25 protein-coding genes are annotated in these 26,105 nt (G+C 56.9%); 17 read left to right on the top strand and 8 right to left on the bottom strand.

The window, feature by feature from the left end:
- Positions 1-115 precede the first annotated feature (115 nt).
- From yoaA to rnd, 5 genes are all read left to right on the top strand, one after another.
- Positions 116-2,026, top strand: coding sequence for a DNA repair helicase YoaA (yoaA, locus tag FND52_RS18595; protein WP_144132693.1), 1,911 nt, complete (start codon positions 116-118; stop codon positions 2,024-2,026).
- 69 nt (positions 2,027-2,095) lie between these two features.
- On the top strand, positions 2,096-2,791 hold the full coding sequence (tsaB, locus tag FND52_RS18590; protein ID WP_144132568.1) for a tRNA (adenosine(37)-N6)-threonylcarbamoyltransferase complex dimerization subunit type 1 TsaB: 696 nt from the start codon (positions 2,096-2,098) through the stop codon (positions 2,789-2,791).
- A gap of 36 nt (positions 2,792-2,827) precedes the next feature.
- A complete protein-coding gene (locus FND52_RS18585) occupies positions 2,828-3,406 on the top strand; it encodes a Slp family lipoprotein (protein WP_144132566.1) in 579 nt (192 codons plus the stop codon).
- A gap of 204 nt (positions 3,407-3,610) precedes the next feature.
- Complete coding sequence (gene fadD, locus FND52_RS18580; protein WP_125291963.1) at positions 3,611-5,296, top strand: long-chain-fatty-acid--CoA ligase FadD; 1,686 nt, start codon at positions 3,611-3,613, stop codon at positions 5,294-5,296.
- Between the two features lie 68 nt (positions 5,297-5,364).
- Positions 5,365-6,486: a ribonuclease D gene (gene rnd, locus FND52_RS18575; RefSeq protein WP_144132564.1), complete on the top strand. Its 1,122-nt coding sequence runs from the start codon at positions 5,365-5,367 to the stop codon at positions 6,484-6,486.
- A gap of 104 nt (positions 6,487-6,590) precedes the next feature.
- On the opposite strand, the gene minE is transcribed toward rnd, so the two are convergent.
- From minE to minC, 3 genes are read right to left on the bottom strand one after another with little or no spacing between them, the layout of a single operon-like run.
- Entirely contained in the window at positions 6,591-6,857 is a 267-nt protein-coding gene (gene minE / locus FND52_RS18570) for a cell division topological specificity factor MinE (RefSeq protein ID WP_125291965.1), read from the bottom strand.
- A gap of 3 nt (positions 6,858-6,860) precedes the next feature.
- Positions 6,861-7,673: a septum site-determining protein MinD gene (gene minD / locus FND52_RS18565; RefSeq protein WP_125291966.1), complete on the bottom strand. Its 813-nt coding sequence runs from the start codon at positions 7,671-7,673 to the stop codon at positions 6,861-6,863.
- 24 nt (positions 7,674-7,697) lie between these two features.
- Positions 7,698-8,390: a septum site-determining protein MinC gene (gene minC, locus FND52_RS18560; protein WP_125291967.1), complete on the bottom strand. Its 693-nt coding sequence runs from the start codon at positions 8,388-8,390 to the stop codon at positions 7,698-7,700.
- Positions 8,391-8,516: 126 nt separating this feature from the next.
- On the opposite strand from minC, the gene FND52_RS18555 reads away from it, so the two are divergent.
- The 6 genes from FND52_RS18555 to FND52_RS18530 all read left to right on the top strand — a co-directional run bounded on the left by FND52_RS18555 (position 8,517) and on the right by FND52_RS18530 (position 11,883).
- Complete coding sequence (locus FND52_RS18555; protein ID WP_125291968.1) at positions 8,517-8,792, top strand: YcgL domain-containing protein; 276 nt, start codon at positions 8,517-8,519, stop codon at positions 8,790-8,792.
- A 75-nt stretch (positions 8,793-8,867) separates the two neighbouring features.
- Positions 8,868-9,941: a lytic murein transglycosylase gene (locus tag FND52_RS18550; RefSeq protein ID WP_144132562.1), complete on the top strand. Its 1,074-nt coding sequence runs from the start codon at positions 8,868-8,870 to the stop codon at positions 9,939-9,941.
- Between the two features lie 28 nt (positions 9,942-9,969).
- Positions 9,970-10,629 (top strand): fumarylacetoacetate hydrolase family protein, encoded by a 660-nt coding sequence (locus tag FND52_RS18545; protein ID WP_125291970.1) that lies wholly within the window; start codon positions 9,970-9,972, stop codon positions 10,627-10,629.
- Positions 10,630-10,720: 91 nt separating this feature from the next.
- Positions 10,721-11,167 (top strand): YcgN family cysteine cluster protein, encoded by a 447-nt coding sequence (locus tag FND52_RS18540; RefSeq protein WP_125291971.1) that lies wholly within the window; start codon positions 10,721-10,723, stop codon positions 11,165-11,167.
- A gap of 145 nt (positions 11,168-11,312) precedes the next feature.
- Complete coding sequence (locus tag FND52_RS18535; RefSeq protein WP_125291972.1) at positions 11,313-11,549, top strand: HP1242/YdcH family protein; 237 nt, start codon at positions 11,313-11,315, stop codon at positions 11,547-11,549.
- A gap of 160 nt (positions 11,550-11,709) precedes the next feature.
- Positions 11,710-11,883: a GhoT/OrtT family toxin gene (locus FND52_RS18530; protein WP_125291973.1), complete on the top strand. Its 174-nt coding sequence runs from the start codon at positions 11,710-11,712 to the stop codon at positions 11,881-11,883.
- A gap of 56 nt (positions 11,884-11,939) precedes the next feature.
- On the opposite strand, the gene dsbB is transcribed toward FND52_RS18530, so the two are convergent.
- Both dsbB and nhaB read right to left on the bottom strand, forming a co-directional pair.
- Positions 11,940-12,473 carry a disulfide bond formation protein DsbB gene (gene dsbB / locus FND52_RS18525; RefSeq protein WP_144132560.1) on the bottom strand — a complete coding sequence of 178 codons (534 nt, stop codon included), beginning with the start codon at positions 12,471-12,473 and terminating at the stop codon, positions 11,940-11,942.
- A 162-nt stretch (positions 12,474-12,635) separates the two neighbouring features.
- Positions 12,636-14,177, bottom strand: coding sequence for a Na(+)/H(+) antiporter NhaB (nhaB, locus tag FND52_RS18520; protein WP_144132558.1), 1,542 nt, complete (start codon positions 14,175-14,177; stop codon positions 12,636-12,638).
- Positions 14,178-14,399: 222 nt separating this feature from the next.
- Between nhaB and fadR the strand changes: the two genes are divergently transcribed.
- Positions 14,400-15,119: a fatty acid metabolism transcriptional regulator FadR gene (gene fadR / locus FND52_RS18515; RefSeq protein WP_125291976.1), complete on the top strand. Its 720-nt coding sequence runs from the start codon at positions 14,400-14,402 to the stop codon at positions 15,117-15,119.
- 48 nt (positions 15,120-15,167) lie between these two features.
- On the opposite strand, the gene ldtC is transcribed toward fadR, so the two are convergent.
- Both ldtC and mfd read right to left on the bottom strand, forming a co-directional pair.
- Positions 15,168-16,136, bottom strand: coding sequence for a L,D-transpeptidase LdtC (gene ldtC, locus FND52_RS18510; protein ID WP_144132556.1), 969 nt, complete (start codon positions 16,134-16,136; stop codon positions 15,168-15,170).
- Between the two features lie 149 nt (positions 16,137-16,285).
- Positions 16,286-19,732 (bottom strand): transcription-repair coupling factor, encoded by a 3,447-nt coding sequence (mfd, locus tag FND52_RS18505; protein ID WP_144132554.1) that lies wholly within the window; start codon positions 19,730-19,732, stop codon positions 16,286-16,288.
- A gap of 372 nt (positions 19,733-20,104) precedes the next feature.
- Between mfd and lolC the strand changes: the two genes are divergently transcribed.
- From lolC to cobB, 5 genes are read left to right on the top strand one after another with little or no spacing between them, the layout of a single operon-like run.
- A complete protein-coding gene (gene lolC / locus FND52_RS18500) occupies positions 20,105-21,304 on the top strand; it encodes a lipoprotein-releasing ABC transporter permease subunit LolC (RefSeq protein WP_144132552.1) in 1,200 nt (399 codons plus the stop codon).
- Positions 21,297-22,001 (top strand): lipoprotein-releasing ABC transporter ATP-binding protein LolD, encoded by a 705-nt coding sequence (gene lolD / locus FND52_RS18495; RefSeq protein ID WP_125291980.1) that lies wholly within the window; start codon positions 21,297-21,299, stop codon positions 21,999-22,001. The genes lolC and lolD overlap by 8 nt, the downstream gene beginning before the upstream one ends.
- Positions 22,001-23,245, top strand: a complete 1,245-nt coding sequence (lolE, locus tag FND52_RS18490) for a lipoprotein-releasing ABC transporter permease subunit LolE (protein WP_125291981.1) — start codon at positions 22,001-22,003, stop codon at positions 23,243-23,245. The genes lolD and lolE overlap by 1 nt, the downstream gene beginning before the upstream one ends.
- A gap of 15 nt (positions 23,246-23,260) precedes the next feature.
- The gene (gene nagK / locus FND52_RS18485) at positions 23,261-24,172 is read left to right on the top strand and encodes an N-acetylglucosamine kinase (RefSeq protein ID WP_144132550.1); all 912 of its coding nucleotides are present in this window, start codon (positions 23,261-23,263) and stop codon (positions 24,170-24,172) included.
- A 15-nt stretch (positions 24,173-24,187) separates the two neighbouring features.
- Positions 24,188-25,006: a Sir2 family NAD+-dependent deacetylase gene (cobB, locus tag FND52_RS18480; protein ID WP_125291983.1), complete on the top strand. Its 819-nt coding sequence runs from the start codon at positions 24,188-24,190 to the stop codon at positions 25,004-25,006.
- A 37-nt stretch (positions 25,007-25,043) separates the two neighbouring features.
- On the opposite strand, the gene potD is transcribed toward cobB, so the two are convergent.
- The gene (gene potD / locus FND52_RS18475) at positions 25,044-26,090 is read right to left on the bottom strand and encodes a spermidine/putrescine ABC transporter substrate-binding protein PotD (RefSeq protein ID WP_144132549.1); all 1,047 of its coding nucleotides are present in this window, start codon (positions 26,088-26,090) and stop codon (positions 25,044-25,046) included.
- Positions 26,091-26,105 lie beyond the last annotated feature (15 nt).

Raw genomic sequence — 26,105 nt, 5'->3', positions numbered from 1 at the left:
ATATCGTGAGCGCCGCGTCATCTCTTAGGCTGGCGAAAGCCGCGCGCCCCTGACATAATCACTGGCAATTTATCCAGGGGGTAGTGTGACGGACATCAGTGTGGCTGAAGAAAATGTGACGGACGATTTCGCAACCGACGGGCAACTGGCAAAAGCGATACCGGGCTTTAAACCGCGTGAACCGCAGCGTTTGATGGCGCAGGCCGTGGCGAAAGCGATCGAGACGCAAACCCCGCTGGTGGTCGAAGCGGGAACCGGCACCGGTAAAACCTACGCCTATCTTGCCCCTGCGCTGCGCTCGGAAAAAAAAGTCATCATCTCTACCGGTTCAAAGGCCCTTCAGGATCAGCTCTACAGCCGCGACTTGCCCACCGTTGCCCGCGCCCTGGACTACAAAGGCAAACTGGCGCTGCTCAAAGGGCGCTCTAACTATTTGTGCCTCGAGCGTCTGGAACAGCAGGCGCTGGCCGGGGGCGATCTGCCGGTGCAAACCCTGAGCGACGTGATCCTGTTGCGCAGTTGGGCCAATCAAACCTATGACGGTGATATCAGCACCTGCGCCAGCGTGGCGGAAGACGCCCCGGTCTGGCCGCTGGTCACCAGTACCAACGATAACTGCCTCGGGGCCGACTGCCCGCTGTATAAAGACTGCTTTGTGGTAAAAGCGCGTAAAAACGCCATGGAGGCCGACGTGGTGGTGGTCAACCATCATCTGTTTATGGCCGATATGGTGGTAAAGGAGAGCGGCTTCGCCGAGCTGATCCCGGAAGTGGACGTCACCATTTTCGATGAAGCGCACCAGATCCCGGATATCGCCAGCCAGTATTTCGGCCAGTCGCTGTCCAGCCGCCAGCTTCAGGATCTGGCAAAAGACATCACTATCGCTTACCGCACTGAAGTCAAAGACACCCAGCAGCTGCAAAAATGCGCCGACCGGCTGGCCCAGCGCGCGCAGGATTTCCGTCTGCAACTGGGAGAGCCGGGCTTTCGCGGTAATTTGCGCGAACTGCTGGCCGACCCCACCATCCAGCGGGCGCTGGTACTGCTTGATGATGCGCTGGAGCTGTGCTACGACGTGGCGAAACTGTCGTTGGGGCGCTCGGCGCTGCTGGATGCGGCATTCGAACGCGCTACTCTGTATCGCGCTCGCCTGAAGCGGCTCAAAGAGATCAATACGCCGGGCTTCAGCTACTGGTACGAATGCAATTCGCGCCACTTCACCCTGGCGCTGACCCCGCTGAACGTGGCGGATAAGTTTACCGACGTGATGGCGCAAAAATCCGGCACCTGGGTTTTCACCTCCGCCACGCTGTCGGTGAATGATGATTTGCACCACTTCACCGATCGCTTAGGCATCAGCAAAGCGGAAACTCTGCTGTTGCCCAGCCCGTTTGATTACCAGAAGCAGGCGCTGCTCTGCGTGCCGCGCGGCCTGCCGATGGCCAACCAGCCCGGCGCAGCGCGTCATCTGGCCAGAATGCTGAAACCGATGATCGAGGCCAATAACGGGCGCTGCTTTATGCTCTGCACCTCCCACGCCATGATGCGCGATCTGGCGGAGCAGTTCCGCGCCATGCTGACGCTGCCGGTGCTCTTGCAGGGCGAAACCAGCAAAGGCCAGCTGCTGCAACAGTTTGTTGAGGCAGGCAATGCCCTGCTGGTGGCGACCAGCAGCTTCTGGGAAGGCGTGGACGTACGCGGCGATACGCTGTCGCTGGTGATCATCGATAAACTGCCGTTTACCTCGCCGGACGATCCGCTGCTCAAAGCGCGCATGGAGGATTGTCGCCTGCGCGGCGGCGATCCGTTTGACGAAGTGCAACTGCCGGATGCGGTCATCACCCTGAAGCAGGGCGTCGGACGTTTGATCCGCGACGTCGACGACCGCGGCGTGCTGGTGATCTGCGACAACCGGCTGGTGATGCGCCCGTATGGCGCAGTGTTCCTGGCGAGCCTGCCGCCCGCGCCGCGCACCCGCGACATTACTCGTGCCGCCGCGTTTCTCGCCACCCCCGTGACGGAGTAATTTGTGCCAGACTATGGTAAGATGCGCGCCATTTTTACATGACCCCACCTCGCGAGAGTGCGAAAAGATATGCGAATTCTGGCCATAGACACCGCCACCGAAGCCTGTTCCGTAGCGCTTCAGGATAACGACACCACTCATGCTCATTTCGAGCTATGCCAACGTGAGCACACCCAACGAATTTTGCCGCTGGTTCAGACACTTCTGAACCAGTGCGCCGTTTCCTTGTCTCAGATTGACGCGCTGGCGTTTGGCCGCGGCCCCGGGAGTTTTACCGGCGTGCGCATTGGCATCGGCATCGCCCAGGGCCTGGCGCTGGGCGCAGAACTGCCGATGATTGGCGTGTCGACGCTCGCCACCATGGCGCAGGGCGCGTACCGCAAAACCGGCGCGACGCGCGTGCTGGCCGCCATCGATGCGCGCATGGGCGAAGTCTACTGGGCAGAGTACCAGCGCGATGAGCACGGCGTCTGGCACGGCGAACACACTGAAGCCGTATTAAAGCCGGAAGCGGTTAACGCCCGGTTGATGGAATTAAGCGGAGAATGGGCGACGGTCGGTACTGGCTGGCAGGCCTGGCCGGAAATGGCTAACGGCAGCAGCGTGACCCTGGTTGACGGCGGCATTCAACTGCCCGCCGCTGAAGACATGCTGCCGCTGGCGGCACGGGATTTTGAACAACAGAAAACGGTGCCGGTTGAACAGGCCGAACCGGTTTATCTGCGCAATGAAGTCGCCTGGAAAAAATTGCCAGGCAGAGCGTAATCGCCTGACGCGGCGCGTCGGGTTAAGGAGTCAACAATGGCGATGCAAAAAACGATGTTTCGCATATGGCTGGTGGCGATAGGCGCGCTGGCGCTCTCCGGATGCGTCACGATCCCGGACGCCATCAAAGGCTCCAGCCAGATACCCCAGCAGGATCTGGCTGCCGTGATGGACGCACCGCGCCTGTACGTTGGTCAGGAAGCGCGTTTTGGCGGCAAAGTGGTGAGTATCCAGAATCAACAGGGCAAAACCCGGCTGGAAATCGCCACCGTGCCGCTCGACAGCGGCGCGCGCCCGGTGCTGGGTGAACCCTCTCGCGGACGCATTTTTGCCGACGTGAACGGCTTCCTCGACCCGGTGGACTTTCGCGGGCAACTGGTGACGGTACTCGGTACCATCACCGGCGCAGTAGACGGTAAAGTCGGCGCAACGCCGTATAAATTTATGACCATGGATGTGACGGGTTATAAACGCTGGCATATTACTCAACAGGTGGTGATGCCGCCGCAACCCATCGATCCCTGGTTCGGCCCGTACCCGTGGCGCTATGGTTATGGCCCATGGGGCTGGTATAATCCCGGCCCGGCTCAGGTCCAGACCATTGTGACCGAGTAACCCTTTGTTTTGCGGTAATAACAGACAGCGGCAGGTCCGCTGTCTGTTTGTTTTCAGGACATAAGAAAAATAAATAGTGACGCGCTTCGCATCCTTAAATCAGCCTAATTAATAAACTGGTACGCTGAGTTAATATTATGTTAACGGCATGTTTTTATTATTGGGGTTGCGATGACGACGAATACTACTTTCAGAGGTGATGCATTGAAGAAGGTTTGGCTTAACCGTTATCCGGCCGATGTTCCGGCTGAAATCGACCCCGATCGTTATCAATCCCTGGTAGAACTGTTTGAGCAGGCCGTGACGCGTTACGCCGACCAGCCCGCGTTTATTAATATGGGCGAGGTGATGACCTTCCGTAAGCTGGAAGAGCGCAGCCGAGCGTTCGCCGCCTATCTCCAGGAAGGGCTGGGATTGCAGAAGGGCGATCGCGTCGCGCTGATGATGCCTAACCTGCTGCAATATCCGGTGGCGCTGTTTGGCATTTTGCGCGCCGGGATGATCGTGGTGAACGTTAACCCGCTGTACACCCCGCGCGAACTGGAACACCAGCTGAACGACAGCGGTGCCAGCGCCATTGTGATCGTGTCCAACTTTGCCCATACCCTGGAAAAAGTGGTTGACCGCACCCAGGTTAAGCACGTGATCCTGACCCGCATGGGCGACCAGCTCTCCACCGCCAAAGGTACGCTGGTCAACTTTGTCGTTAAATACATCAAGCGTCTGGTGCCGAAATACCATCTGCCGGATGCCATATCGTTTCGCAGCGCGCTGCACAACGGCTATCGGATGCAGTACATCAAGCCGGAAGTGACCGGCAACGATCTTGCCTTCCTGCAATACACCGGCGGCACCACCGGCGTTGCCAAAGGCGCGATGCTGACCCATCGCAATATGCTCGCCAACCTCGAGCAGGTGAAAGCCACCTACGGGCCGCTGCTGTTCCAGGGTAAAGAGTTTGTGATCACGCCGCTGCCGCTGTATCACATCTTCGCGCTGACCATGAACTGCCTGCTGTTTATCGAACTCGGCGGCCAGAACCTGCTGATCACCAACCCGCGCGATATTCCGGGGCTGGTGAAAGAGATGGCGAAATACCCGTTCACCGCCATGACCGGCGTTAATACCCTGTTTAACGCGCTGCTGAACAACAAAGAATTCCACCAGCTCGATTTTTCTACACTGCATCTCTCTGCGGGCGGCGGGATGCCGGTTCAGCAGGCAGTGGCGGAGCGCTGGGAAAAACTCACCGGGCAATTTTTGCTGGAGGGCTACGGCCTGACCGAGTGCTCGCCGCTGGTGAGCGTTAACCCGCACGACATCGATTACCACAGCGGCAGCATCGGCCTGCCGGTGCCTTCTACGGAAGCGAAGCTTATCGACGACGAGGGCAACGAAGTGCCGCACGGCGAGCCGGGCGAGCTGTGCATCCGCGGGCCGCAGGTGATGTTAGGCTACTGGCAGCGCCCGGACGCCACCGATGAAATCATCAAGGACGGCTGGCTGGCCACCGGCGATATCGCGGTAATGGACGATGAAGGGTTCCTGCGCATCGTGGATCGCAAAAAAGATATGATCCTGGTGTCAGGATTTAACGTTTATCCTAATGAAATTGAAGACGTGGTGATGCAACATACCGGCGTCAGCGAAGTGGCAGCGGTGGGCGTCCCGTCCGGAGCCAGCGGCGAAACCGTGAAAATCTTCGTGGTGAAGAAAGACCCGGCGCTGAGTGAAGAGTCGCTAATTACCTTCTGCCGCCGTCATCTGACCGGATACAAGGTGCCGAAGCTGGTAGAATTCCGCGATGAGCTCCCGAAATCCAACGTTGGGAAGATTTTACGACGAGAACTGCGTGACGAAGCACGCAAGCCAGGCAACAATAACGCCTGAGCTCCGAGAAAGTCGCCAAACGCCGGTTAACCGGCGTTTTTTTTGGCGCAAACCAAAGAGAAAGTAATTTGAATTATCAGATGATCACCACCAACGACGCGCTGGCCGCCTGCTGCGAAGCGGCGCGTCGTCATCCGGCACTGGCGCTGGACACCGAATTCGTCCGTACCCGCACCTATTATCCTCAACTGGGGCTTATCCAGCTGTATGACGGCGAGCAGGTTTCGCTGATCGACCCGTTGACTATCACCGAGTGGGCACCCTTCAAAGCACTGTTGCAGGACGTTAACGTCACTAAATTCCTCCATGCCGGGAGCGAAGATCTTGAAGTGTTCCTGAACGCATTTGGCATGATGCCGGAGCCGTTTATCGACACCCAAATTCTGGCGTCTTTCTCCGGCCATGCGCTGTCTTGCGGGTTTGCGGCGCTGGTGGAGAGTTTCACCGGCATCGCGCTGGATAAAAGTGAATCGCGCACCGACTGGCTGGCGCGCCCGCTGACCGAACGTCAGTGTGACTACGCGGCGGCGGACGTCTGGTATCTGTTGCCGATCGCCACTCAGTTAGTGGAGAAAACGCGTGAATCCGGCTGGCTGGAAGCGGCGCTGGACGAGTGCCGCCTGATGATGGCGCGCCGCAGCGAACAAGCAGATCCGGAAGAAGTCTGGCGCGATATCGGCAACGCCTGGCAGTTGCGCACCCGCCAACTGGCGTGTTTAAAGCTGCTGGCGGCATGGCGGCTGAAAAAAGCCCGCGAACGCGATCTGGCGCTGAACTTTGTGGTGCGCGAAGAGCATCTCTGGCAGGTGGCGCGCTATATGCCGACATCGCTCGGAGAACTGGATAGCCTGGGGCTGTCGGGCAGTGAAATTCGCTTTCATGGTAAAACGTTGCTGGCCTTAGTGGCGCAGGCGCAGGCGTTGCCGGAATCCGATCTCCCCGAGCCGATTGCCAATCTGGTTGATATGCCCGGTTATCGGAAAGTATTTAAAGAGATCAAAGCACTGGTACAGGCAACCAGCGAAGCGAAAGGCGTGAGTGCGGAACTGCTTGCATCGCGTCGGCAAATAAATCAGTTATTAAACTGGCACTGGCAGCTTAAACCAAAAGCAATGCTGCCGGAATTAATTAGCGGTTGGCGTGGCGAATTATTAGCGGTGCAACTAAAAGAGCTATTAAGTCGTTATTAACAAAAAACCCTGTGAATATTCACAGGGTTTTTTTATATTGGCCTGGCAAAAGATAAATAACAGCATTGAGCAATTTCCAAAAGAAATAAGAGTGCTCTTAAAGGCTATTTTGTTTCTTCCGCTTCCGGTAGCGTTACGTTAAGTTCCAGCACCGAAATATCATCGCCTTTTTGATCCAGCTGCACGGTGACCATTTCCGGATCGATCTGCACATATTTGCAAATCACTTCCAGAATATCGCGCTTCAACTGCGGCAAATAATGCGGTTCTGAATCACTGCGGCGGCGCTCCGCGACAATGATCTGTAAACGTTCTTTCGCGATACTGGCGGTATTCTTTTTACGCGAAAGAAAAAAGTCGAGTAATGCCATAAATCATCCTCCGAACAGGCGTTTGAGGAAACCTTTCTTCTCTTCTTCAATGAAGCGGAAAGGACGTTCTTCTCCAAGCAGACGCTCAATGGTGTCGGCATACGCTTTACCCGCGTCGGAATCCTGATCGAGGATCACCGGCTCGCCCTGGTTAGATGCGCGCAACACTGACTGATCTTCCGGGATCACGCCTACCAAAGGAATGCGTAGGATCTCTAACACATCTTCCATGCTCAGCATGTCGCCACGATTAACGCGGCCCGGGTTGTAACGGGTCAGCAGCAAATGCTCTTTAATCGGCGCTTCGCCGTTCTCAGCGCGGCGGGATTTGGACGCCAGAATGCCCAGAATGCGGTCAGAGTCGCGCACTGAGGAGACTTCCGGGTTAGTGGTGATCACCGCTTCATCGGCGAAATAGAGCGCCATCAGCGCGCCGCTTTCGATGCCTGCCGGTGAGTCGCAAACCACAAACTCAAAGTCCATGCTTTTGAGTTCATCAAGAATTTTACCTACGCCGTCGCGGGTCAGCGCGTCTTTATCGCGGGTCTGCGAGGCGGGGAGAATATAGAGATTCTCGGTGCGCTTATCTTTGATCAGCGCCTGATTCAGCGTAGCATCGCCCTGAATGACGTTAACAAAATCGTATACGACACGACGTTCACACCCCATGATCAGGTCAAGATTACGCAGGCCGATATCGAAATCGATAACAACGGTTTTTCTTCCCTTCTGGGCCAAACCCGTAGCGATGGCCGCGCTGGAGGTGGTCTTCCCAACGCCCCCTTTACCCGAAGTAACAACAATAATGCGTGCCATAAAGGAATTCCTTGTTAAAAGGGCTTAATTTAATGGTTGAATGGTCAAGTCGTTTTCCGCGAGTTGCAGACGTGCCGCCTTGCCAGAATAAGTGGCTGGGATTTGATCGCTCAGCCAGTAAACCCCCGCAATGGAGACCAGCTCCGCCGCAAGGCTAGTGCAAAATATTTGCGCATCCCGATCGCCACTGGCTCCGGCCAGTGCCCGTCCGCGCATCATGCCGTAGACATGAATATTGCCATCGGCGATAAGCTCCGCGCCAGCGCTCACGTGGTTAGTGACTATCAAATCACAATTTGGCGCATAAACTCGCTGCCCGGAACGTACCGGTAGATCAATTAAGCGCGTTTTTGTGATGGGTGTCGCAACAGGTTCGGGAGCGGGAGGAGAAACGGGACGTGCGGGTTTGTCTTTGCCTTCGGTCAGCAACGCAATGCCGGCCCGGCTGATTTCAGCCTTGAGCGCGTCATCTTTGCAGCCGCTAATGCCGACCAGATGAAGGCCGCTTGCCAGCACGACATCATGTAATGCCTGCCAGTTAAGCTTGCCTTCCAGATTTGAAATATTGACCACCACGGGCGCGTTTTTTAAAAAGGCCGGTGCCTGAGCAATTTTATCTTCCAGTGCTTTGCGAATCACCTCAGGGTGCGCATCATGCAAATGAACCACTGATAACGTGAAACTACTGCCTTTAAGCTCGATGGGCGTGTTTGACATCCTGGCCTTACTCAATTCAGTTATAATCCCCACAACGGTGGGATGATATTCCGAAACCCTCGAGGCATGTTATAGTCCTGGCTATATTCAGGCAAGTCACCACCCGGCGAAATCAGAGTAAAAACTATGTTTTGTGCAATTTATCGAAGTGCCAAACGCGATCAAACTTATCTTTATGTAGAAAAAAAGGACGATTTTTCACGTGTACCGGAAGATTTGATGCAGAGTTTCGGTCAACCCGTGCTGGCGATGTTATTTCCCCTTGATGGAAGAAAGAAATTAGCCTTTGCCGATCTGGAAAAAGTTAAAAAGGCATTAACGGAGCAGGGCTTTTATTTACAAATTCCGCCGCCGCCGGAGGATTTGTTAAAGCAGCACCGTGAAATGCAAAGCAAAAAATAAGTTTCGCAACACGCGATGAGGATTTCCTGGCTACATTAAGCACGATAACCTGTGATCAATGAGCCGGGAAATCCTATGAAATCTGCCGTCAGTGCGTTAACGCTTTTTAGTTGTCTTTTCGCGGGTTATCTTCACGCCACCCCTCAGTTGCCTGACCCCACCCCTGCAACCTCGTCGCCCGCCGCTGCCGCCCAGCAGGCACCGCAAACCGCCCAGCCCGACGGCTTTTCGGAATTTGTCGAGAAACTCAAGCGCGAGGCGCGCCAGCAGGGCATTCGCGAAACCACGGTTAACCAGGCGTTCGCCACCATCCACTTTGTCGAGCATGTGGTGAAATCCGATCAAAACCAGCCCGAGCAAAAAGTGCTGCTGGATGACTATCTCAATCGCGTGATTACTCCTGAAAAAGTCGCGGAAGCGCGTACCCAGATGCGCACCCATCAGCAAATCCTGCGCCGCACCGAGCAACGTTACGGCGTTCAGCCGCAGTATCTGGTCGCGCTCTGGGCGCTGGAAAGCCGTTTCGGCAAAGTGCAGGGTGACGAAGATATTTTCTCTGCCCTGGCGAGCCTGGCTTTTGAAGGGCGTCGCGAAGCTTTCTTTACTAAGGAGCTGATCGCGGCGTTGAAGATGGTGGATGAAGGGCATATCGAAGCCAGCCAGATGAAAGGCTCCTGGGCGGGTGCGATGGGGCAAAACCAGTTTATGCCGAGCTCTTACTTACGCTACGGCGCTGATGGCGACGGTGACGGTAAAATGGATATCTGGAATAACATTAACGACGTGTTCGCCTCCAGCGCCAACTATCTGGCGAGCGAAGGCTGGAAGCGCGGCGGGGAGTGGGGCCAGCAAGTCACACTGCCTGCTGATTTCGATACCGCGTTAGCCGGGACCAAAACGGCACAGCGTAAAACCGTTGCCCAGTGGCAGGCGCTTGGCGTGACCTTCCCACAAAACACACGCCAGCCCGATGGGCAGCAAAACGCCTGGATCGTCATTCCAGATGATGGTCAGAACAGGGGATTTATGGCGTTGCAAAATTTCCGTACGCTGATGACATGGAATCGTTCTTACTATTTTGCTATCAGTATTGGCATGATGGCCGACGCAATCATGCGCAACGACGATAACGCACCGGCCAAAAAATAATCATACCGTACAACGCAGAGGGAACATCATGTATCAACACCATAACTGGCAAGGGGCGCTGCTGGATTTTCCGGTGAATAAAGTGGTTTGCGTGGGCAGCAACTACAGCAAACATATTCAGGAGATGGGTAGCACGCCGCCTGATGAGCCGGTACTGTTTATCAAACCGGAAACCGCGCTGTGCGATATACGCCAGCCGCTGGTACTGCCTCAGGGGCTGGGATCGGTACACCATGAAGTGGAGCTGGCGGTACTGATTGGCTCGACCCTGCGACAGGCAACCGAAGACCACGTCAGCAAAGCCATCGCCGGGTATGGCGTCGCGCTGGATCTGACGCTGCGTGACGTGCAGTCGAAAATGAAAAAGGGCGGTCACCCGTGGGAAAAAGCCAAAGGCTTTGATAACGCCTGCCCGATTTCCGGCTTTATTCCGGCGGCGGAATTTGGCTGCGATCCGCAGAATGTAGCGCTGGGCCTGAAGGTCAACGGCGAAGTGCGGCAGAACGGCAATACCAAAGACATGATCCATAAAATCATTCCATTGATTGCCTATATGAGTCGCTACTTTACCCTGCGCGCCGGGGATATTGTGCTGACCGGCACGCCAGAAGGCGTCGGGCCGCTGGCGAGCGGCGACGAACTGGAAATTACCTTTAACGATCGCACCCTGACCACACGCGTCCTGTAACCCTTCTGCCGCCTCGTTCGGGGCGGCAAAACTTGCATCCGGGGCCGATAGTGTTTATAAGGTGCGCTTACTTTTAGCGGCGGGCCCTGGCATGAGCGATATACCTTTCTGGCAACAAAAAACTCTCGATGAAATGAGCGACGCGGAATGGGAATCCCTGTGCGACGGCTGCGGCCAGTGCTGCCTGCACAAGCTGATGGACGAAGATACCGATGAAATCTACTTCACCAACGTCGCCTGTAAGCAGCTCAATATCAAAACCTGCCAGTGCCGCAACTACGAGCGCCGCTTTGAGTATGAGCCGGACTGCATCAAGCTGACCCGCGAAAACCTGCCAACCTTTGAGTGGCTGCCGCCGAGCTGCGCCTACCGCCTGCTGGCGGAAGGGAAAGATCTGCCGGTCTGGCACCCGCTGCGTACCGGCTCCAAAGCAGCGATGCATGCCGAACGGATTTCCGTGCGTAATATCGCGGTGAAAGAATCCACGGTGCGCGACTGGCAGGATCACATCCTTAATAAGCCTGACTGGGCGCAGTAACCCTAACGCAAATTCACAATGTGCTAACCAGCCGGACCCTGCTCACAAAACCGCCATTCTCTTTGCCCGGTCTCAGCAAAAAGTCGTAGAGTGAACGTGTCGCCTGCAAAGGCGGCACCGTCATCCACTTTACAGAGGAAGGCCTATGTTCCCAGAGTACCGTGATTTAATTCCCCGCCTCAAAGCTGAACATCCGCGTTTCGAATCGCTCGTCGAGAAGCATAATGCCCTGGACCAGGAAATAAGCCGCCGTGAAGGCGCAAATGGCAGGGGTTATTGCGAGGAGGTCGCCCGGCTCAAAAAAGAGAAACTGCACCTGAAAGACCAGATCTTCAGGATCCTGCAACAACAGAGCCAACAGGCTTCGGAACCGTCACACTAAATGTCGGGAACGACATACAACCGCCTCTTAGCAGGCGGTTTTTTGTTGAATATAACCGGAAATTTAGTGGTAGAAATGCTGCGGGTACGTTAATCAACTTGATGTCAGAGATAAATCCGCGCATAGTGCCGCCCGTTTATTCAACGGATCGCTAGTTTCTATGACGCTGTATCAAAAAATGTGGGTGTTTTACATCGTGATGGCGAGCCTCGCCGCCGTGGTGACGTTCTTCATTGCCAAAGATAGGGTACGGATTAAATTGCTGAGCGCGGCATTAATCGGCGCGACCTGGCCGATGAGTTTCCCTGTGGCGCTGTTGTTTGCGCTGTTCTGAGTTCAGGGCAAAAAAATGCCCCGAAGCCAGGCTTCAGGGCATTCGATGTCGCTTAATTAGTAGCGCCCAAACAGATCGCGTTTGCGCGGTTTAAACGGCTGGGCGATCAGCACCAGCAGCGCGATGACCAGATAAGCCGCGAAAATCCCCAGCAGCCACTGCGGCATCTCCAGCGATAAAAATTCCCACTGACGTACCGAGCAATCGCCACTGGCGACGAAAACCTGCGGCAGCCATTTATCCAGCGGCAGCCAGCTCGGGAAACGCGCCGCGAAATCGCAGGTGACAAACGGCGAGGGGTGCAATTGCATCATGGTGTGTTCATAGGCCAGCGCCACGCCCTGCCATGCACTGTAAATCCACACGCCAATCGCGACTAAACGTAAGGGCGATTTGGGTGCGATTGCGCCGAGGAGCCCCGCGCCCATAATACCGAACAACGCGCAGCGCTCATAAATGCATAACACGCACGGCTGCAGCTTCATCACATGCTGAAACCACAGCGCAACCAGTTCAAGGGCAAACGCCGTAAGGGCCATCAGAAGCCATGCGCCGCGGCCGTGGGAGCACTGGTTTAAATATCGCAACATAATCAAATTCCCTGCTGTATGCGTCGAGAGGGCAGTGTAAACGAATTCGCCTGGCACGCCACTAAGGACAATAAAAATAACAAATTAATCAGATATTCATCATTTAAAAGCGCCTGCTGAGGAAGGCGCTTTGATATTTATTCATTTCGCGGGCCATGATAATCAGAGTGTCGCGATCCAGCCATGCGCCAGCATCCACTCTGTGGCGGGCATCAAGATATATTCAACACAGGCCAGCCCCGTTAAGGTGAGCACCAGAGTATAAGGCAGCGCCATCCACACCATGCGGCCATACGACAGGCGAATCAGCGGTGCCAGCGCCGAAGTCAGCAGGAACAGAAACGCCGCCTGCCCGTTAGGCGTCGCCACCGACGGTAAATTGGTGCCGGTGTTAATCGCCACCGCCAGCAGTTCAAACTGGTTGCGATCGATAAGCCCTTGCTCCAGCGCCGTTTTGGCTTCGTTAATATACACTGTGCCGACGAACACGTTATCGGAAATCGACGACAGCAGGCCGTTAAACAGGTAGAAAAGCGACAACTGCGCATGCGGCGCGGCTTCCAGCACAAAAGTGATGATCGGCGAGAACAGTTTCTGGTCGATTATCACCGCCACAACGGCGAAAAATACCGTCAGCAGCGCGGTAAACGGCAGCGCTTCGGTGAAGGCCTTGCCGATGGCATGCTCGTCGGTGACGCCGCACAGCGCGGTAGCGAAAACAATCACCGACAGGCCAATCAGGCCGACCTCGGCCAGATGCAGGGCCAGCGCGACGATCAGCCAGACGGCGATAATCCCCTGAACCACCAGCTTCATTTTGTCCTGGCGGGTGCGCTCGCGGGTGCTTTTTTCATCAAACTCGCGCAGTACCTGGCGTACCGATTCCGGCAACGACTCGCCGTAGCCAAACCAGCGCATTTTCTCGACGATAAAACAGGTTGCCAGGCCGCAGAACAGCACCGGTACGCTCACCGGGGCAACGCGAATCAAGAAATCGACAAAGTGCCAGTCGGCGGCTTTGGCAATGATCAGGTTCTGGGGCTCGCCCACCATGGTCATCACGCCGCCGAGCGCGGTGCCGACCCCGGCATGCATCATCAGGCTGCGGAGAAATGCGCGGAATTTTTCCAGATTGGCGCGGCTGTCTTCTTCGAGCGTCGAGTCATCCTGCAAATCGCCATTGTCGTGACGGGTGCTGGCGTAGCGGTGGTAGATACTGTAAAAGCCTACCGCAACGCTGATCACTACCGCGACCACCGTCAACGCATCCAGGAAGGCAGATAAAAATGCGGCGGCGAAACAGAATGCCAGCGACAGCAAAACCTTTGAACGGATGCCCAGCAGCAGTTTCGTGAAAATCAGCAACAGCAGCTGCTTCATAAAGTAGATGCCTGCCACCATAAACATCAGCAGTAACAGCACTTCGAGGTTAGCGCTTATCTCTTCGCGGATATGGCCCGGCGTGGTCATGCCAATCATCACCGCTTCAATAGCCAGCAGCCCGCCCGGCAGTAGCGGATAGCATTTCAGCGCCATCGCCAGGGTGAAAATGAATTCGGCGACCAGAAACCACCCGGCAACAAACGGGCTGATGAAAAAGAGAATCGGATTAAGTACCAGAAATGACAGCAGTGTCACTTTGTACCAGTCGGGAGACTGACCGAGAAAATTACGGTAAAGGGCGCGTCCGAATGACATTTCCATGGTCAAGCTTTTACTCCTTCAGAATAAGTGTGGGTAGGGGCGACGGAAAATCCTAGCGCTCACGTGTGTTCCAGGCAAGCTAAAACAGGGTTTTAAACGTGCCGGGAATTAATAAAAAGCAAACCGCGATCCCCTTTTTCCCCTGAGACTTCGCTATCTGTCAGGAAATGCGTCTGGTATGATGAGTGAATTTTGTAAAATGCTGTGTATGGGTATCTCACTATGGTTATAAAGGCGCAAAGCCCGGCGGGTTTCGCTGAAGAGTACATCATTGAAAGTATCTGGAATAATCGCTTCCCACCGGGGACGATCCTTCCGGCGGAACGTGAGCTCTCCGAGTTAATCGGCGTTACCCGCACCACGCTACGTGAAGTGTTGCAGCGTCTGGCGCGTGACGGCTGGTTGACCATTCAACACGGCAAACCGACCAAAGTGAATAACTTCTGGGAAACGTCCGGGCTGAACATTCTTGAAACGCTGGCGCGCCTCGATCACGAAAGTGTCCCGCAGCTGATTGATAATCTGCTGTCGGTGCGTACCAATATCGCGACCATTTTTATCCGTACCGCGTTTCGCCAGCATCCGGATAAAGCGCTTGAAGTGCTGGCTACCGCGACGGAAGTGGAAGATCACGCCGATGCGTTTGCCAGCCTGGATTACAACATCTTTCGCGGGCTGGCGTTTGCCTCGGGCAATCCGATTTACGGCCTGATCCTCAACGGGATGAAAGGGCTGTATACCCGCATTGGCCGTCACTACTTTGCTAATCCGGAAGCGCGCAGCCTGGCGTTAGGTTTTTACCATCGGCTGGCGAAGATCTGTGAAGAAGGTCTGCATGACCAGGTGTATGAAAGCGTGCGCCGCTACGGTCATGAGAGTGGTGAAATCTGGCACCGCATGCAGAAAGCCATCCCAGGCGGCCTGACCATGACCGGTCGCTAACGCCATCCCCTTTAAAACAAAATGGCCTCGCTAAGCGAGGCCATTTTTTTAGATTTCCTGCTGGGTGCTGGCATCGCCATGGCGGGTCACGTCTACTGGCATCCCGGAGCGCAACTCCATGGCGTGGTTCATTACGTCGCCATTGACCGTTGGCTGGGTACGGAAGCGCTGGGCACCGTCATTCAGGTTGATCGGCAGGGTTTGCGGATCGTCGTTGATATCCTTCGACAGCGGCTGATGGACCTCAACAATCTGGCGGCCATCCGGCTCGCTGGAGATTTTCAGTGGCTCGTTAATGATGTTCACCTTCGTGCCCACATCCACCACGCTGAACAGGTGCTTGATATCATCATCACGCAGGCGGATGCAGCCGGAGCTGACGCGCATCCCGATGCCGAAATCGGCGTTGGTGCCGTGCAGCAGATAAACGCCGCCGTAGGCCGCGAGGCGGATCGCGTGATGCCCCATCGGGTTATCCGGCCCGGCGGGCACGACCGCCGGTAGGGTAATGCCCTGCTTCAGATAGCGGGCGCGAATATTGGCGGTCGGCGTCCAGGTCGGGTTGGCGCGCTTTTGCGAGACGCTGGTTTTCATGGTCGGCGTCAGGGTGTCGCCATCCAGTTGGCCGATGCCAATCGGGTACACCGTCACGCTATTGGTGCCCGGCGGGAAGTAGTAAAGACGCAGTTCCGCCAGGTTGATCAGGATGCCTTCGCGCGGCGCATCCGGCAGCAGCATCTGGCGCGGGATGGTCAGCACGCTGCCTTCACGCGGGACATACGGATCAACGCCGGGGTTGGCCTGCATCAGCGCCAGGAAACCGACGTTGTACTGTTTAGCGATAGCCTCCAGCGAGCCGCCGCCTGGCTCAACCACGTGATACTGGATTTCGCCTATCAAACGGCTGCCCGCAGGCGGTAGCGGGTAGGTATTGGCGCGCGTGGGCAGTGCGACGGCCAGCGTGGCGATAACGCTAAACCAGGTGATCCAGCGAAAAATGCGCAATGAAGAAGTCATATTAATAACCCTATGATTGTTAAGGTTTTGTAATGGGTAGAAGAGGCAAGTATGACCAGCGCCGTCCAGGGAAATCCTGGAGGATTGAAATATTTTGTAAATTATTCGCCAGAAGGTAAAAACCCGGCGCTGCGCCGGGCTTCTTTCGGTTATGCCACCGCGTTTTCCTGAACCTGGGTCATAAATTGCGTCACCCACTCCATCCGGGTTTTACGTTCGTTGAGATCCTGGAAAAACTTCAGGCGCGTCGGGCCATCGAGCCGGAAATGCTGCGGCGATTTTTGCAGTAAACCGATCAGCCATACCGGGTCGACATGGTTTTTCTCGGCAAACTCAATCACGCCGCCCTTATCGTGGGCCTCAATCTTGCGAATACCCATTTTCTGCGCCAGCTGGCGCAGTCGGGCGATATCCAGCAGATTGCGCGCCGCATCCGGCAGCAGGCCGAAACGGTCGATCAGCTCCACTTTTATTTCGTCCAGCTCACCCGGCTTTTTGGCGCTGGCGATGCGTTTATAGAACGACAGGCGGGTATTCACATCGGGGATGAAATCTTCCGGCAACAGCGACGGCATCCGCAGCTCCACCTCGGTTTGCTGGCTGGTGAGGTCTTCCAGCGACGGCTCGCGGCCTTCCTTCAGCGCATCCACCGCGTTTTCCAGCAGCTCCATATACAGCGAGAAGCCGATGGTTTCCATCTGCCCGCTCTGGCCTTCGCCGAGCAGTTCGCCCGCGCCGCGAATTTCCAGATCGTGGGTCGCCAGCGCGAAACCTGCGCCCAAATCCTCCAGCGACGCAATGGCCTCCAGGCGTTTTTGCGCATCGGTGGTCATCGCTTTCTGATGCGGAGTCAGCAGCCAGGCGTAGGCCTGGTGGTGCGAACGGCCCACGCGGCCACGCAGCTGGTGCAGCTGCGCCAGGCCGAAATGGTCGGCGCGCTCAATAATAATGGTATTGGCGGTGGGGATGTCGATACCGGTTTCGATAATGGTAGTGCACACCAGCACGTTAAAACGCTGGTGGTGGAAATCGTTCATCACCCGTTCCAGTTCGCGCTCGCGCATCTGGCCGTGACCGATGGCGATACGCGCTTCCGGCACCAGCGTTGCCAGCCGGTCGGCGGCTTTCTGGATGTTTTCCACATCGTTATACAGGTAGTAAACCTGGCCGCCGCGCAGGATCTCACGCAGGATGGCCTCGCGCACCACCAGGCTGTCGTATTCGCGCACGAAGGTTTTCACCGCCAGACGACGCGCCGGCGGGGTAGCGATTATCGACAGATCGCGCATGCCGCTCATCGCCATATTCAGGGTGCGTGGTATCGGCGTAGCGGTCAGCGTCAGGATATCCACGTCGGCGCGCATCGCTTTGATGCGCTCTTTATGACGCACCCCAAAGCGGTGCTCTTCATCGACGATCAGCAGGCCCAAATCTTTCCACTGCACGTCACTTTGCAATAGCTTATGGGTGCCGATCAGGATATCGATTTTGCCTTCGGCAGCCTGTTCCAACACCTGAGTCTGTTCTTTGGCGCTGCGAAAACGCGACAGCATTTCAATGCGCACCGGCCAGTTGGCAAAACGGTCGCGGAAGTTATCGAAATGCTGCTGGGCCAGCAGGGTGGTCGGCACCAGTACGGCGACCTGCTTGTTGTTCTCCACCGCCAGGAATGCCGCGCGCATCGCCACTTCAGTTTTGCCGAAGCCGACGTCGCCGCATACCAGCCGGTCCATCGCCAGCGGCTGGCACATATCGCTCAGCACTGCGTTAATGGCCTGGGCCTGATCCGGTGTGGTTTCAAACGGGAAGCTGTCGCAGAACAGCTGGTACTGCTCGCGATCGTGCTTAAACGCAAAGCCAGTTTTCGCCGCGCGCTGGGAGTAGATGTCCAGCAGCTCCGCCGCCACGTCGCGTACTTTCTCTGCCGCTTTCTGCCGCGCCCGGGACCAGGCGTCGCTGCCCAGCTTGTGCAGCGGCGCGTTCTCTTCCGCGCCCCCGGCATAGCGGCTGATCAAATGCAGCGACGACACCGGCACGTACAGTTTGGCGTCGTTGGCGTAGGTCAAAATCAGGTATTCGCCAGTGATACCGCCCGCTTCCAGGGTGGTCATCCCGGCATAGCGGCCCACGCCGTGCTCCAGATGCACCACCGGCTGGCCGGTATGCAGTTCCGCCAGGTTGCGGATCAGCGTGTCCGGGTTAATGGTGCGGCGATTGTCCTGGCGGCGGCGCGCCACGCGCTCGCCCAGCAGATCGCTTTCGCAAATCAGCGCCCGCTGGCGGCGGGTATCGATAAATCCGCGTTCGGCGGAGCCTAAAATGACATAGCGGCCCTGACCGCTGGCCTCGTCAAAGCGATAGAGCTTTTTCGGGGCGACTTTAATACGCGCCAGCAGCTCAGACAGGGCTTCGCGGCGGCCTTCGCTCTCGACCGAAAACACCACCGGGCCGTCGAAGGATTCCAGGAACTTACGCAGATCGTCTAACGGCGCTTTTTGCTGTGCTTTAACCGACAGCTCCGGCAGCGGCTGATAGCCGAGATTAGTATTGGCGGCTTTTTCGGGCAGCGCCTCGGTTTTAAGCTGTACGCGCGGCCAGTTTTTTAGCTCGCTGAACAGCTCGTCGGTGCGCAGCCACAACTGCTCCGGCGGCAACAGCGGACGCATCGGATCAACGCCGCGATTCTCAAAACGCGCCACGGTATCGGCCCAGAAACGCTGGGCGCTGGTTTCCAGATCGCCGGTATTGACCATCAGGGTATTGGCCGGGAAATAGCTGAACAGCGGTGGCAGCGGCTCGCTGAAAAACAGCGGCTGCCAGTACTCGATACCGGCGGGCAGGGTGCCTTTGCTCACCTGCTGATAGATATGTTCGGCGTCGCGCTTCACCTCGAAGCGGTCGCGCCAGTTGGTGCGAAACAGTTCGATGGCGTTTTTATCGGTGGGGAATTCGTGCGCCGGCAGCAGGTTGATGGCCTCAACTTCCTCCAGCGTGCGCTGGGTATCGACGTCAAACAACCGCAGGCTGTCGATCTCGTCATCGAAAAAGTCGAGACGATAGGGCTGGGCGCTGCCCATCGGATACAGGTCGAGCAACGCGCCGCGCGTGGCGTATTCGCCATGCTCCATCACCTGATCCACATGGCGGTAGCCCGCCTGTTCCAGCTGGCCGCGCAGCGCGTCGCGCGACAGCCGCTGGCCTTTTTTCATCACCAGCGCATGGCCGTGCAGGAAACTGTGCGGGCAAACGCGCTGCATCAGGGTGTTGACCGGCATGATCAGCACGCCGCGCTGCATGGCAGGCAGTTGATACAGGGTTGACAGGCGTGAAGAGATAATGTCCTGGTGCGGCGAGAAACTGTCGTATGGCAGGGTTTCCCAGTCCGCCAGATTCATTACCATGCTGTCGGTAAACTGGCGAATTTCATCGTGCAGCCGCAGGGCATTTTGCATATCAGGGGCAATCAGCACCACCGGCCCGGCATGGCGTTCAGCCATTTCCGCCACTTCTGTGGCGCAAGCCGCGCCAGTGAGTTCGCCCAGCAGGCGTTGGTCGCCCGGTTTGGCGGGCAAGGAATAACGATATTGTTCAGACATAGCGTGTATTAGCGTTTCTCGTTGTGACCCGCGACCCGGTAAAGTCTGGCGCAAGAATGGGTTATCGCGATGAATGCGAACTGTCATTATTATCCGCGATCGATCTGCTTTAGCAAAGCGTAACACAAACTTCGCCACGGGATTTATGTGACGGTGTCACTTTGATCGCTAAAAACGGCGATGATTTCAGGATAATTCGCAGGGTGAAATCACCTGAAAAGCGCAAAGCTTATACGCCGTCTCGTTTATCAGTTTGATTTCGCTCTGTTTTTATCATCAGAGCTGAAACAAAAAGACGTTATATTTCATTTACTTGATTCCGGCAGGCTTATATACTCCCGGGTTACTTTGCAAAGCAATCAGATGGATTTCATGTACCAACCTGTCGCTTTATTTATCGGCCTGCGCTATATGCGGGGCCGCGCAGCAGACCGCTTCGGTCGCTTTGTCTCCTGGCTCTCTACCATTGGCATTACCCTTGGCGTAATGGCGCTGGTCACGGTGCTGTCGGTGATGAACGGTTTCGAGCGCGAGCTGCAAAACAACATTCTTGGGCTGATGCCGCAGGCGCTGATCACCACGCCCAAGGGCTCAGTTAATCCGCAACAGCTTCCCGGGCAAGACCTCAGGCTGCAGGGCGTTAAGCGTATTGCGCCGCTGACCACCGGCGATGTGGTGCTGCAAAGCCCGCGCAGCGTGGCGGTGGGCGTGATGCTGGGTATCGATCCGGCTAAAGACGACCCGCTTACGCCGTATCTGGTGAACGTGAAGCAAAGCGATCTCACCGCCGGGCAGTACAACGTGATCCTCGGCGAGCAGCTGGCCGGTCAACTGGCCGTGAAGCGCGGCGACCAGCTGCGCCTGATGGTGCCTTCCGCCAGCCAGTTCACCCCGATGGGTCGCCTGCCGAGCCAGCGGCTGTTTACCGTGATCGGCACCTTCGCCGCCAATAGCGAAGTGGACGGCTACCAGATGCTGGTGAATATCCAGGATGCCTCGCGCCTGATGCGCTATCCGGCGGGGAATATCACCGGCTGGCGTCTGTGGCTCAACGAGCCGCTGAAAGTGGACGTGCTGAGCCAGCAAACCCTGCCGCCGGGCACCGAATGGAAAGACTGGCGCGAGCGCAAGGGCGAGCTGTTCCAGGCGGTGCGCATGGAAAAAAACATGATGGGGCTGCTGCTGAGCCTGATCGTCGCCGTCGCCGCGTTTAATATCATCACGTCTCTCGGCCTGATGGTGATGGAGAAGCAGGGCGAAGTGGCGATCCTGCAAACCCAGGGGCTGACGCCGCGCCAGATCATGGCGGTGTTTATGGTCCAGGGGGCCAGCGCAGGGGTTATCGGCGCGCTGTTGGGCGCATTGCTCGGCGCGCTGCTGGCCAGCCAGCTGAATAATTTAATGCCGATTATCGGCGCATTCCTCGACGGCGCGGCGCTGCCGGTCGCTATCGAACCGTTACAAGTGGTGGCTATCGCGTTAATCGCAATGGCTATCGCGCTGTTATCCACGCTGTATCCGTCCTGGCGCGCCGCCGCCACTCAACCCGCTGAGGCTTTACGTTATGAGTAATTCTGTCCTGTTGCAGTGCGACAACCTGTGCAAACGCTATCAGGAAGGGAACGTGCAGACCGACGTGTTGCATAACGTCAGTTTCACGATCCAGAGCGGCGAGATGATGGCGATTGTCGGCAGTTCCGGCTCAGGGAAAAGTACCCTGTTGCATCTGCTCGGCGGGTTAGATACGCCGACCTCCGGCGACGTGATTTTCAACGGCAAAGCCATGAGCGGCATGTCGTCGGCGGCTAAGGCCGAGTTGCGTAACCGCGAGCTGGGCTTTATCTACCAGTTCCACCACCTGCTGCCGGATTTCACCGCGCTGGAAAACGTGGCGATGCCGCTGCTGATCGGCAAGAAAAAAACCGACGAAACCCAGGCGCGGGCGCTGGAGATGCTGAACGCCGTCGGGCTGGGGCATCGCAGCAACCATCGTCCTTCCGAGCTTTCCGGCGGCGAGCGCCAGCGCGTGGCGATTGCCCGTGCGCTGGTGAACAAGCCGCGGCTGGTGATGGCGGATGAACCCACCGGCAACCTTGACGCCCGCAACGCCGACAGCATCTTCGCGTTGCTGGGCGAGCTGAATCAGCAGCAAGGCACCGCGTTTCTGGTGGTGACCCACGATCTGCAACTGGCGCGCCGGATGAGCCGCCAGCTGGAAATGCGCGACGGGCATCTCAGCAGCGAACTGACCCTGATGGGAGCGCAGTAATGGCCAGCCCACTTTCATTACTGATTGGCCTGCGCTTTAGCCGGGGACGGCGGCGCAGCGGCATGGTATCGCTGATTTCCGTTATCTCCACGTTGGGCATCGCGCTGGGCGTGGCGGTGCTGATCATGGGTCTGAGCGCCATGAACGGCTTCGAGCGCGAGCTCAATAACCGCATTCTGGCGGTGGTGCCGCACGGTGAAATCGAGCCGGTGGATCAGCCGTGGAAAGGCTGGCCTGAGGTGCTGGCGCGGGTGGAAAAAGTGCCCGGCATCGCAGCCGCCGCGCCGTATATCAACTTTACCGGCCTGATTGAGAGCGGGGTTAACCTGCGGGCGATTCAGGTGAAGGGCGTCGACCCCGAGCAGGAAACCCACCTCAGCGCGTTGCCGAAGTATGTGCAGAACAACGCCTGGCAAAACTTTAAGGCCGGGCAGCAGCAGATCATTATCGGCAAAGGCGTGGCCGATGCGCTGAAGGTGAAGCAGGGCGACTGGATCTCGATCATGATCCCCAACTCCGATGGCGAAAATAAACTGCTGCAACCCAAGCGGGTGCGCCTGCAAATCGCCGGGATTTTACAGCTCAGCGGCCAGCTCGATCACAGCCTCGCGATGGTGCCGATGCAGGATGCCCAGCAGTATCTGGACATGGGTGACAGCGTCACCGGTATCGCCATCAAAGTGAATGACGTATTTAACGCCAACAAGCTGGTGCGCGACGCGGGCGAAGTGACCAACGCTTATGTGTACATCAAGAGCTGGATCGGCACCTACGGCTATATGTATCGCGATATCCAGATGATCCGCGCCATCATGTATCTGGCGATGGTACTGGTGATTGGCGTCGCCTGTTTCAACATCGTATCCACGCTGGTAATGGCGGTGAAAGACAAGAGCAGCGATATCGCGGTATTGCGCACCCTGGGCGCAAAAGACGGGCTGATCCGCGCCATTTTCGTGTGGTACGGTTTGTTGGCCGGGCTGGTGGGCAGCGTCAGCGGCGTGGTGGTCGGCGTGCTGGCTTCCTGGCAGCTCACCAACATTATCGCGTGGATTGAGAAGCTCATCGGCCACCATTTCCTGTCCGGCGACATTTACTTTATCGACTTCTTGCCATCAGAACTTCACATCATGGATGTGGTATATGTGTTGATTACCGCACTGGTGCTGAGCCTGGTGGCAAGCTGGTATCCGGCGCGGCGCGCCAGCCGTATCGACCCGGCACGGGTACTGAGCGGGCAATAATCACAGGGGGCAGGGATGTACTACGGTTTTGATATTGGCGGCAGTAAAATCGCGCTGGGTGTCTATGACGCGGCGCGGCAGTTGCAGTTTGAAAAACGTGTCGCCACGCCCCACGATAGCTATCCGGCGTTTCTCGCGGCGGTTACCGGGCTGGTGAACGAGGCCGATGCGCTGTTCGGCGTAAAAGGGCATGTCGGCATCGGCATTCCCGGTATGCCGGAAACCGATGAAGGGTTGCTGTACGCGGCCAATTTACCCGCCGCCTCAGGCCATCCAGTACGCGCCGATTTAAGCCGGTTGCTGGACCGCGATGTGCGTATCGACAACGATGCCAACTGCTTTGCGCTGTCCGAAGCCTGGGATGAGGAATTTCGCCGCTATCCGGTGGTAATGGGGCTGATCCTCGGTACAGGCGTCGGCGGCGGGCTGGTGGTTAACGGCAAGGCGGTCACCGGCCGCAACTATATTACCGGCGAGTTCGGTCACACCCGGCTGCCCATCGATGCAGTGGCACTACTGGGCTGGGACATCCCCATCAAACGCTGCGGCTGCGGCCAACACGGCTGTGCGGAGACCTTTCTTTCCGGGCGCGGCTTTGCATGGCTGTATCATCACTTCTACCATGAATCACTGGAGGCCCCGGAAATTATCGCCCGCTGGCATGCCGGTGACGACAATGCGCGCGCCCACGTCGAACGCTTTGTCGACCTGCTGGCTGTCTGTCTCGGCAACTGGCTGACGGTTGTTGATGCGCATCTGGTGGTAATTGGCGGCGGTTTATCGAATTTTTCGTACCTGACCGAAGCGCTGGGCGCGCGTTTGCCCCGCTCGCTCCTTCCCGTCGCCCGGACGCCGCGTATTGAAGCGGCGAGGCACGGGGATGCCGGAGGAATGCGCGGCGCTGCGTTCCTCCATTTAACGGACTAACTTTCTGAGGTTGCTATGCTATCGCGTCGTCAGCACCGCTTACTGCGGTTTAAAAGAAACAAGCGTCGGCTGCGCGAGCGGTTGCGTCAGCGGTTATTTTTCCAGAATGGAGTACCCGAAGCGATGGATAAACCAAGAGTCGTGGTATTAACCGGCGCGGGGATCTCGGCGGAATCCGGGATCCGCACCTTTCGCGCCACCGATGGACTATGGGAAGAGCACCGGGTCGAAGACGTGGCGACGCCGGAAGGCTTCGCCCGCGATCCGCAGCTGGTGCAGGCGTTCTATAACGCCCGCCGTCGCCAGTTACAGCAGCCCGAGATCCAACCCAATGCTGCCCATCTGGCGCTGGCGCAGCTGGAGCAGGCGCTGGGCGACCGGTTTATGCTGATCACTCAGAATATCGACAATCTCCATGAGCGGGCGGGCAACCACAATATTATTCATATGCATGGCGAGCTGCTGAAGGTGCGCTGTTCGCAAAGCGGGCAAATCCTGGCGTGGACCCAGGACGTCACCGGCAACGATAAATGCCACTGCTGCCAGTTCCCTGCGCCGCTGCGCCCGCACGTAGTGTGGTTTGGCGAAATGCCATTAGGGATGGATGAGATTTACCAGGCGCTGGCAATGGCGGATGTGTTTATTGCTATCGGCACCTCCGGGCACGTTTATCCGGCGGCGGGATTCGTGCACGAAGCGCGGCTGCACGGCGCGCATACCGTGGAGTTAAATCTTGAGCCGAGCCAGGTCGGCAGCGAATTTGAAGAGAAGCACTACGGGCTGGCGAGTGAAGTGGTGCCGGAGTTTGTCGAGCGGTTGCTGAAAGGGCTGTAAACATCAGGCGGAGCAGGGCGCTCCGCCTGGCAAGCGTTTAACGGCCTGCTTTCAGTTTCTGATAATACTCCTCATAAATGGCGCTGGCGTCACCGACATCGTTCTGCCATTCGCCTTTATCAATCGTTGCCTGATCCGGATACAGGGATTTATCGCCGGATACCTCTTTGCTCAGCAGCTTGCGTGCTTCAAGGTTTGGCGTCGGATAGCCGATGGTTTCCGCTACCTGTTTCGCCACATCCGGGCGCAGCAGGAAGTTAATCAGCTGCATCGCGCCATCGACGTTTTTGGCGTTAGACGGAATCGACAGGCTGTCCATCCAGAAAATCCCGCCTTCTTCCGGCCAGACGATTTCCAGCGGCGTGCCCGCCTGGCGCGCTACCCACGCCGAGCCGTTCCACACCATCCCCAGATTCACTTCGCCTTCCATATACGGGTTGGCCGGGTTGTCGGAGTTGAAGGCCGCCACGTTAGGCATCAGTTTTTGCAGTTCATGATAAGCCTGTTCGATCTCTTTCCGATCGGTGGTGTTACCCGACAGCCCCAGCTTCAGCAGCGCCATCTGGAACACTTCGCGGGCATCGTCGGTCAGCAGCAGGCTGCCTTTGTATTCCGGTTTCCACAGATCCGCCCAGCGGGTCACGGTTTTCGGATCGATACTCTCGCTGTTCACGCCAATCGCCGTGGCACCCCAGATATACGGGATGGAGTAGTCATTATTGGGGTCGAACGGCTTGTTGAGCATTGCCGGATCGAGGTTGTGGAAGTTGGTCAGCTTGCTTTTGTCGATCTTCTGGATCATGCCTTCCTTGCGCATTTTGTCGACAAAATAGGTCGACGGCACCACCAGATCGTAAGCGCCTTCTTTATAGGTTTTCAGCTTGGCGTACATGGTTTCGTTCGACTCGTAGGTCGAATAAATCACTTTTATGCCGGTCTCTTTGGTGAACTGCTCCAGCAGGCCCGGCGGCACATACTCGGTCCAGTTATAGAAGTAGACGGTTTTACTGTCATCCGCATGGGCGGCGCTCATTCCCAGGGCTAATGCACCGGCGGCAAGCAGGTGGCGTGACCATTTTTTCACTCTTACGTCTCCTGT

The sequence above is a fragment of the Atlantibacter subterraneus genome (assembly GCF_007570865.1).
In the GTDB taxonomy this organism is placed as follows: Bacteria; Pseudomonadota; Gammaproteobacteria; order Enterobacterales; family Enterobacteriaceae; genus Atlantibacter; species Atlantibacter subterraneus.
The sequence above is the reverse complement of the archived record's forward strand: the minus strand, read 5'-3'. Positions and strand labels throughout refer to the sequence as shown.

Coding starts and splice junctions, on each gene's coding strand:
- tsaB (WP_144132568.1), top strand. CDS start 2,096: ATGCGAATTCTGGCCATAGACACCGCCACCGAAGCCTGTTCCGTAGCG.
- FND52_RS18585 (WP_144132566.1), top strand. CDS start 2,828: ATGGCGATGCAAAAAACGATGTTTCGCATATGGCTGGTGGCGATAGGC.
- minE (WP_125291965.1), bottom strand. CDS start 6,857: ATGGCATTACTCGACTTTTTTCTTTCGCGTAAAAAGAATACCGCCAGT.
- minD (WP_125291966.1), bottom strand. CDS start 7,673: ATGGCACGCATTATTGTTGTTACTTCGGGTAAAGGGGGCGTTGGGAAG.
- minC (WP_125291967.1), bottom strand. CDS start 8,390: ATGTCAAACACGCCCATCGAGCTTAAAGGCAGTAGTTTCACGTTATCA.
- FND52_RS18555 (WP_125291968.1), top strand. CDS start 8,517: ATGTTTTGTGCAATTTATCGAAGTGCCAAACGCGATCAAACTTATCTT.
- FND52_RS18550 (WP_144132562.1), top strand. CDS start 8,868: ATGAAATCTGCCGTCAGTGCGTTAACGCTTTTTAGTTGTCTTTTCGCG.
- FND52_RS18545 (WP_125291970.1), top strand. CDS start 9,970: ATGTATCAACACCATAACTGGCAAGGGGCGCTGCTGGATTTTCCGGTG.
- FND52_RS18540 (WP_125291971.1), top strand. CDS start 10,721: ATGAGCGATATACCTTTCTGGCAACAAAAAACTCTCGATGAAATGAGC.
- FND52_RS18535 (WP_125291972.1), top strand. CDS start 11,313: ATGTTCCCAGAGTACCGTGATTTAATTCCCCGCCTCAAAGCTGAACAT.
- FND52_RS18530 (WP_125291973.1), top strand. CDS start 11,710: ATGACGCTGTATCAAAAAATGTGGGTGTTTTACATCGTGATGGCGAGC.
- dsbB (WP_144132560.1), bottom strand. CDS start 12,473: ATGTTGCGATATTTAAACCAGTGCTCCCACGGCCGCGGCGCATGGCTT.
- nhaB (WP_144132558.1), bottom strand. CDS start 14,177: ATGGAAATGTCATTCGGACGCGCCCTTTACCGTAATTTTCTCGGTCAG.
- fadR (WP_125291976.1), top strand. CDS start 14,400: ATGGTTATAAAGGCGCAAAGCCCGGCGGGTTTCGCTGAAGAGTACATC.
- ldtC (WP_144132556.1), bottom strand. CDS start 16,136: ATGACTTCTTCATTGCGCATTTTTCGCTGGATCACCTGGTTTAGCGTT.
- mfd (WP_144132554.1), bottom strand. CDS start 19,732: ATGTCTGAACAATATCGTTATTCCTTGCCCGCCAAACCGGGCGACCAA.
- lolC (WP_144132552.1), top strand. CDS start 20,105: ATGTACCAACCTGTCGCTTTATTTATCGGCCTGCGCTATATGCGGGGC.
- lolD (WP_125291980.1), top strand. CDS start 21,297: ATGAGTAATTCTGTCCTGTTGCAGTGCGACAACCTGTGCAAACGCTAT.
- lolE (WP_125291981.1), top strand. CDS start 22,001: ATGGCCAGCCCACTTTCATTACTGATTGGCCTGCGCTTTAGCCGGGGA.
- nagK (WP_144132550.1), top strand. CDS start 23,261: ATGTACTACGGTTTTGATATTGGCGGCAGTAAAATCGCGCTGGGTGTC.
- cobB (WP_125291983.1), top strand. CDS start 24,188: ATGCTATCGCGTCGTCAGCACCGCTTACTGCGGTTTAAAAGAAACAAG.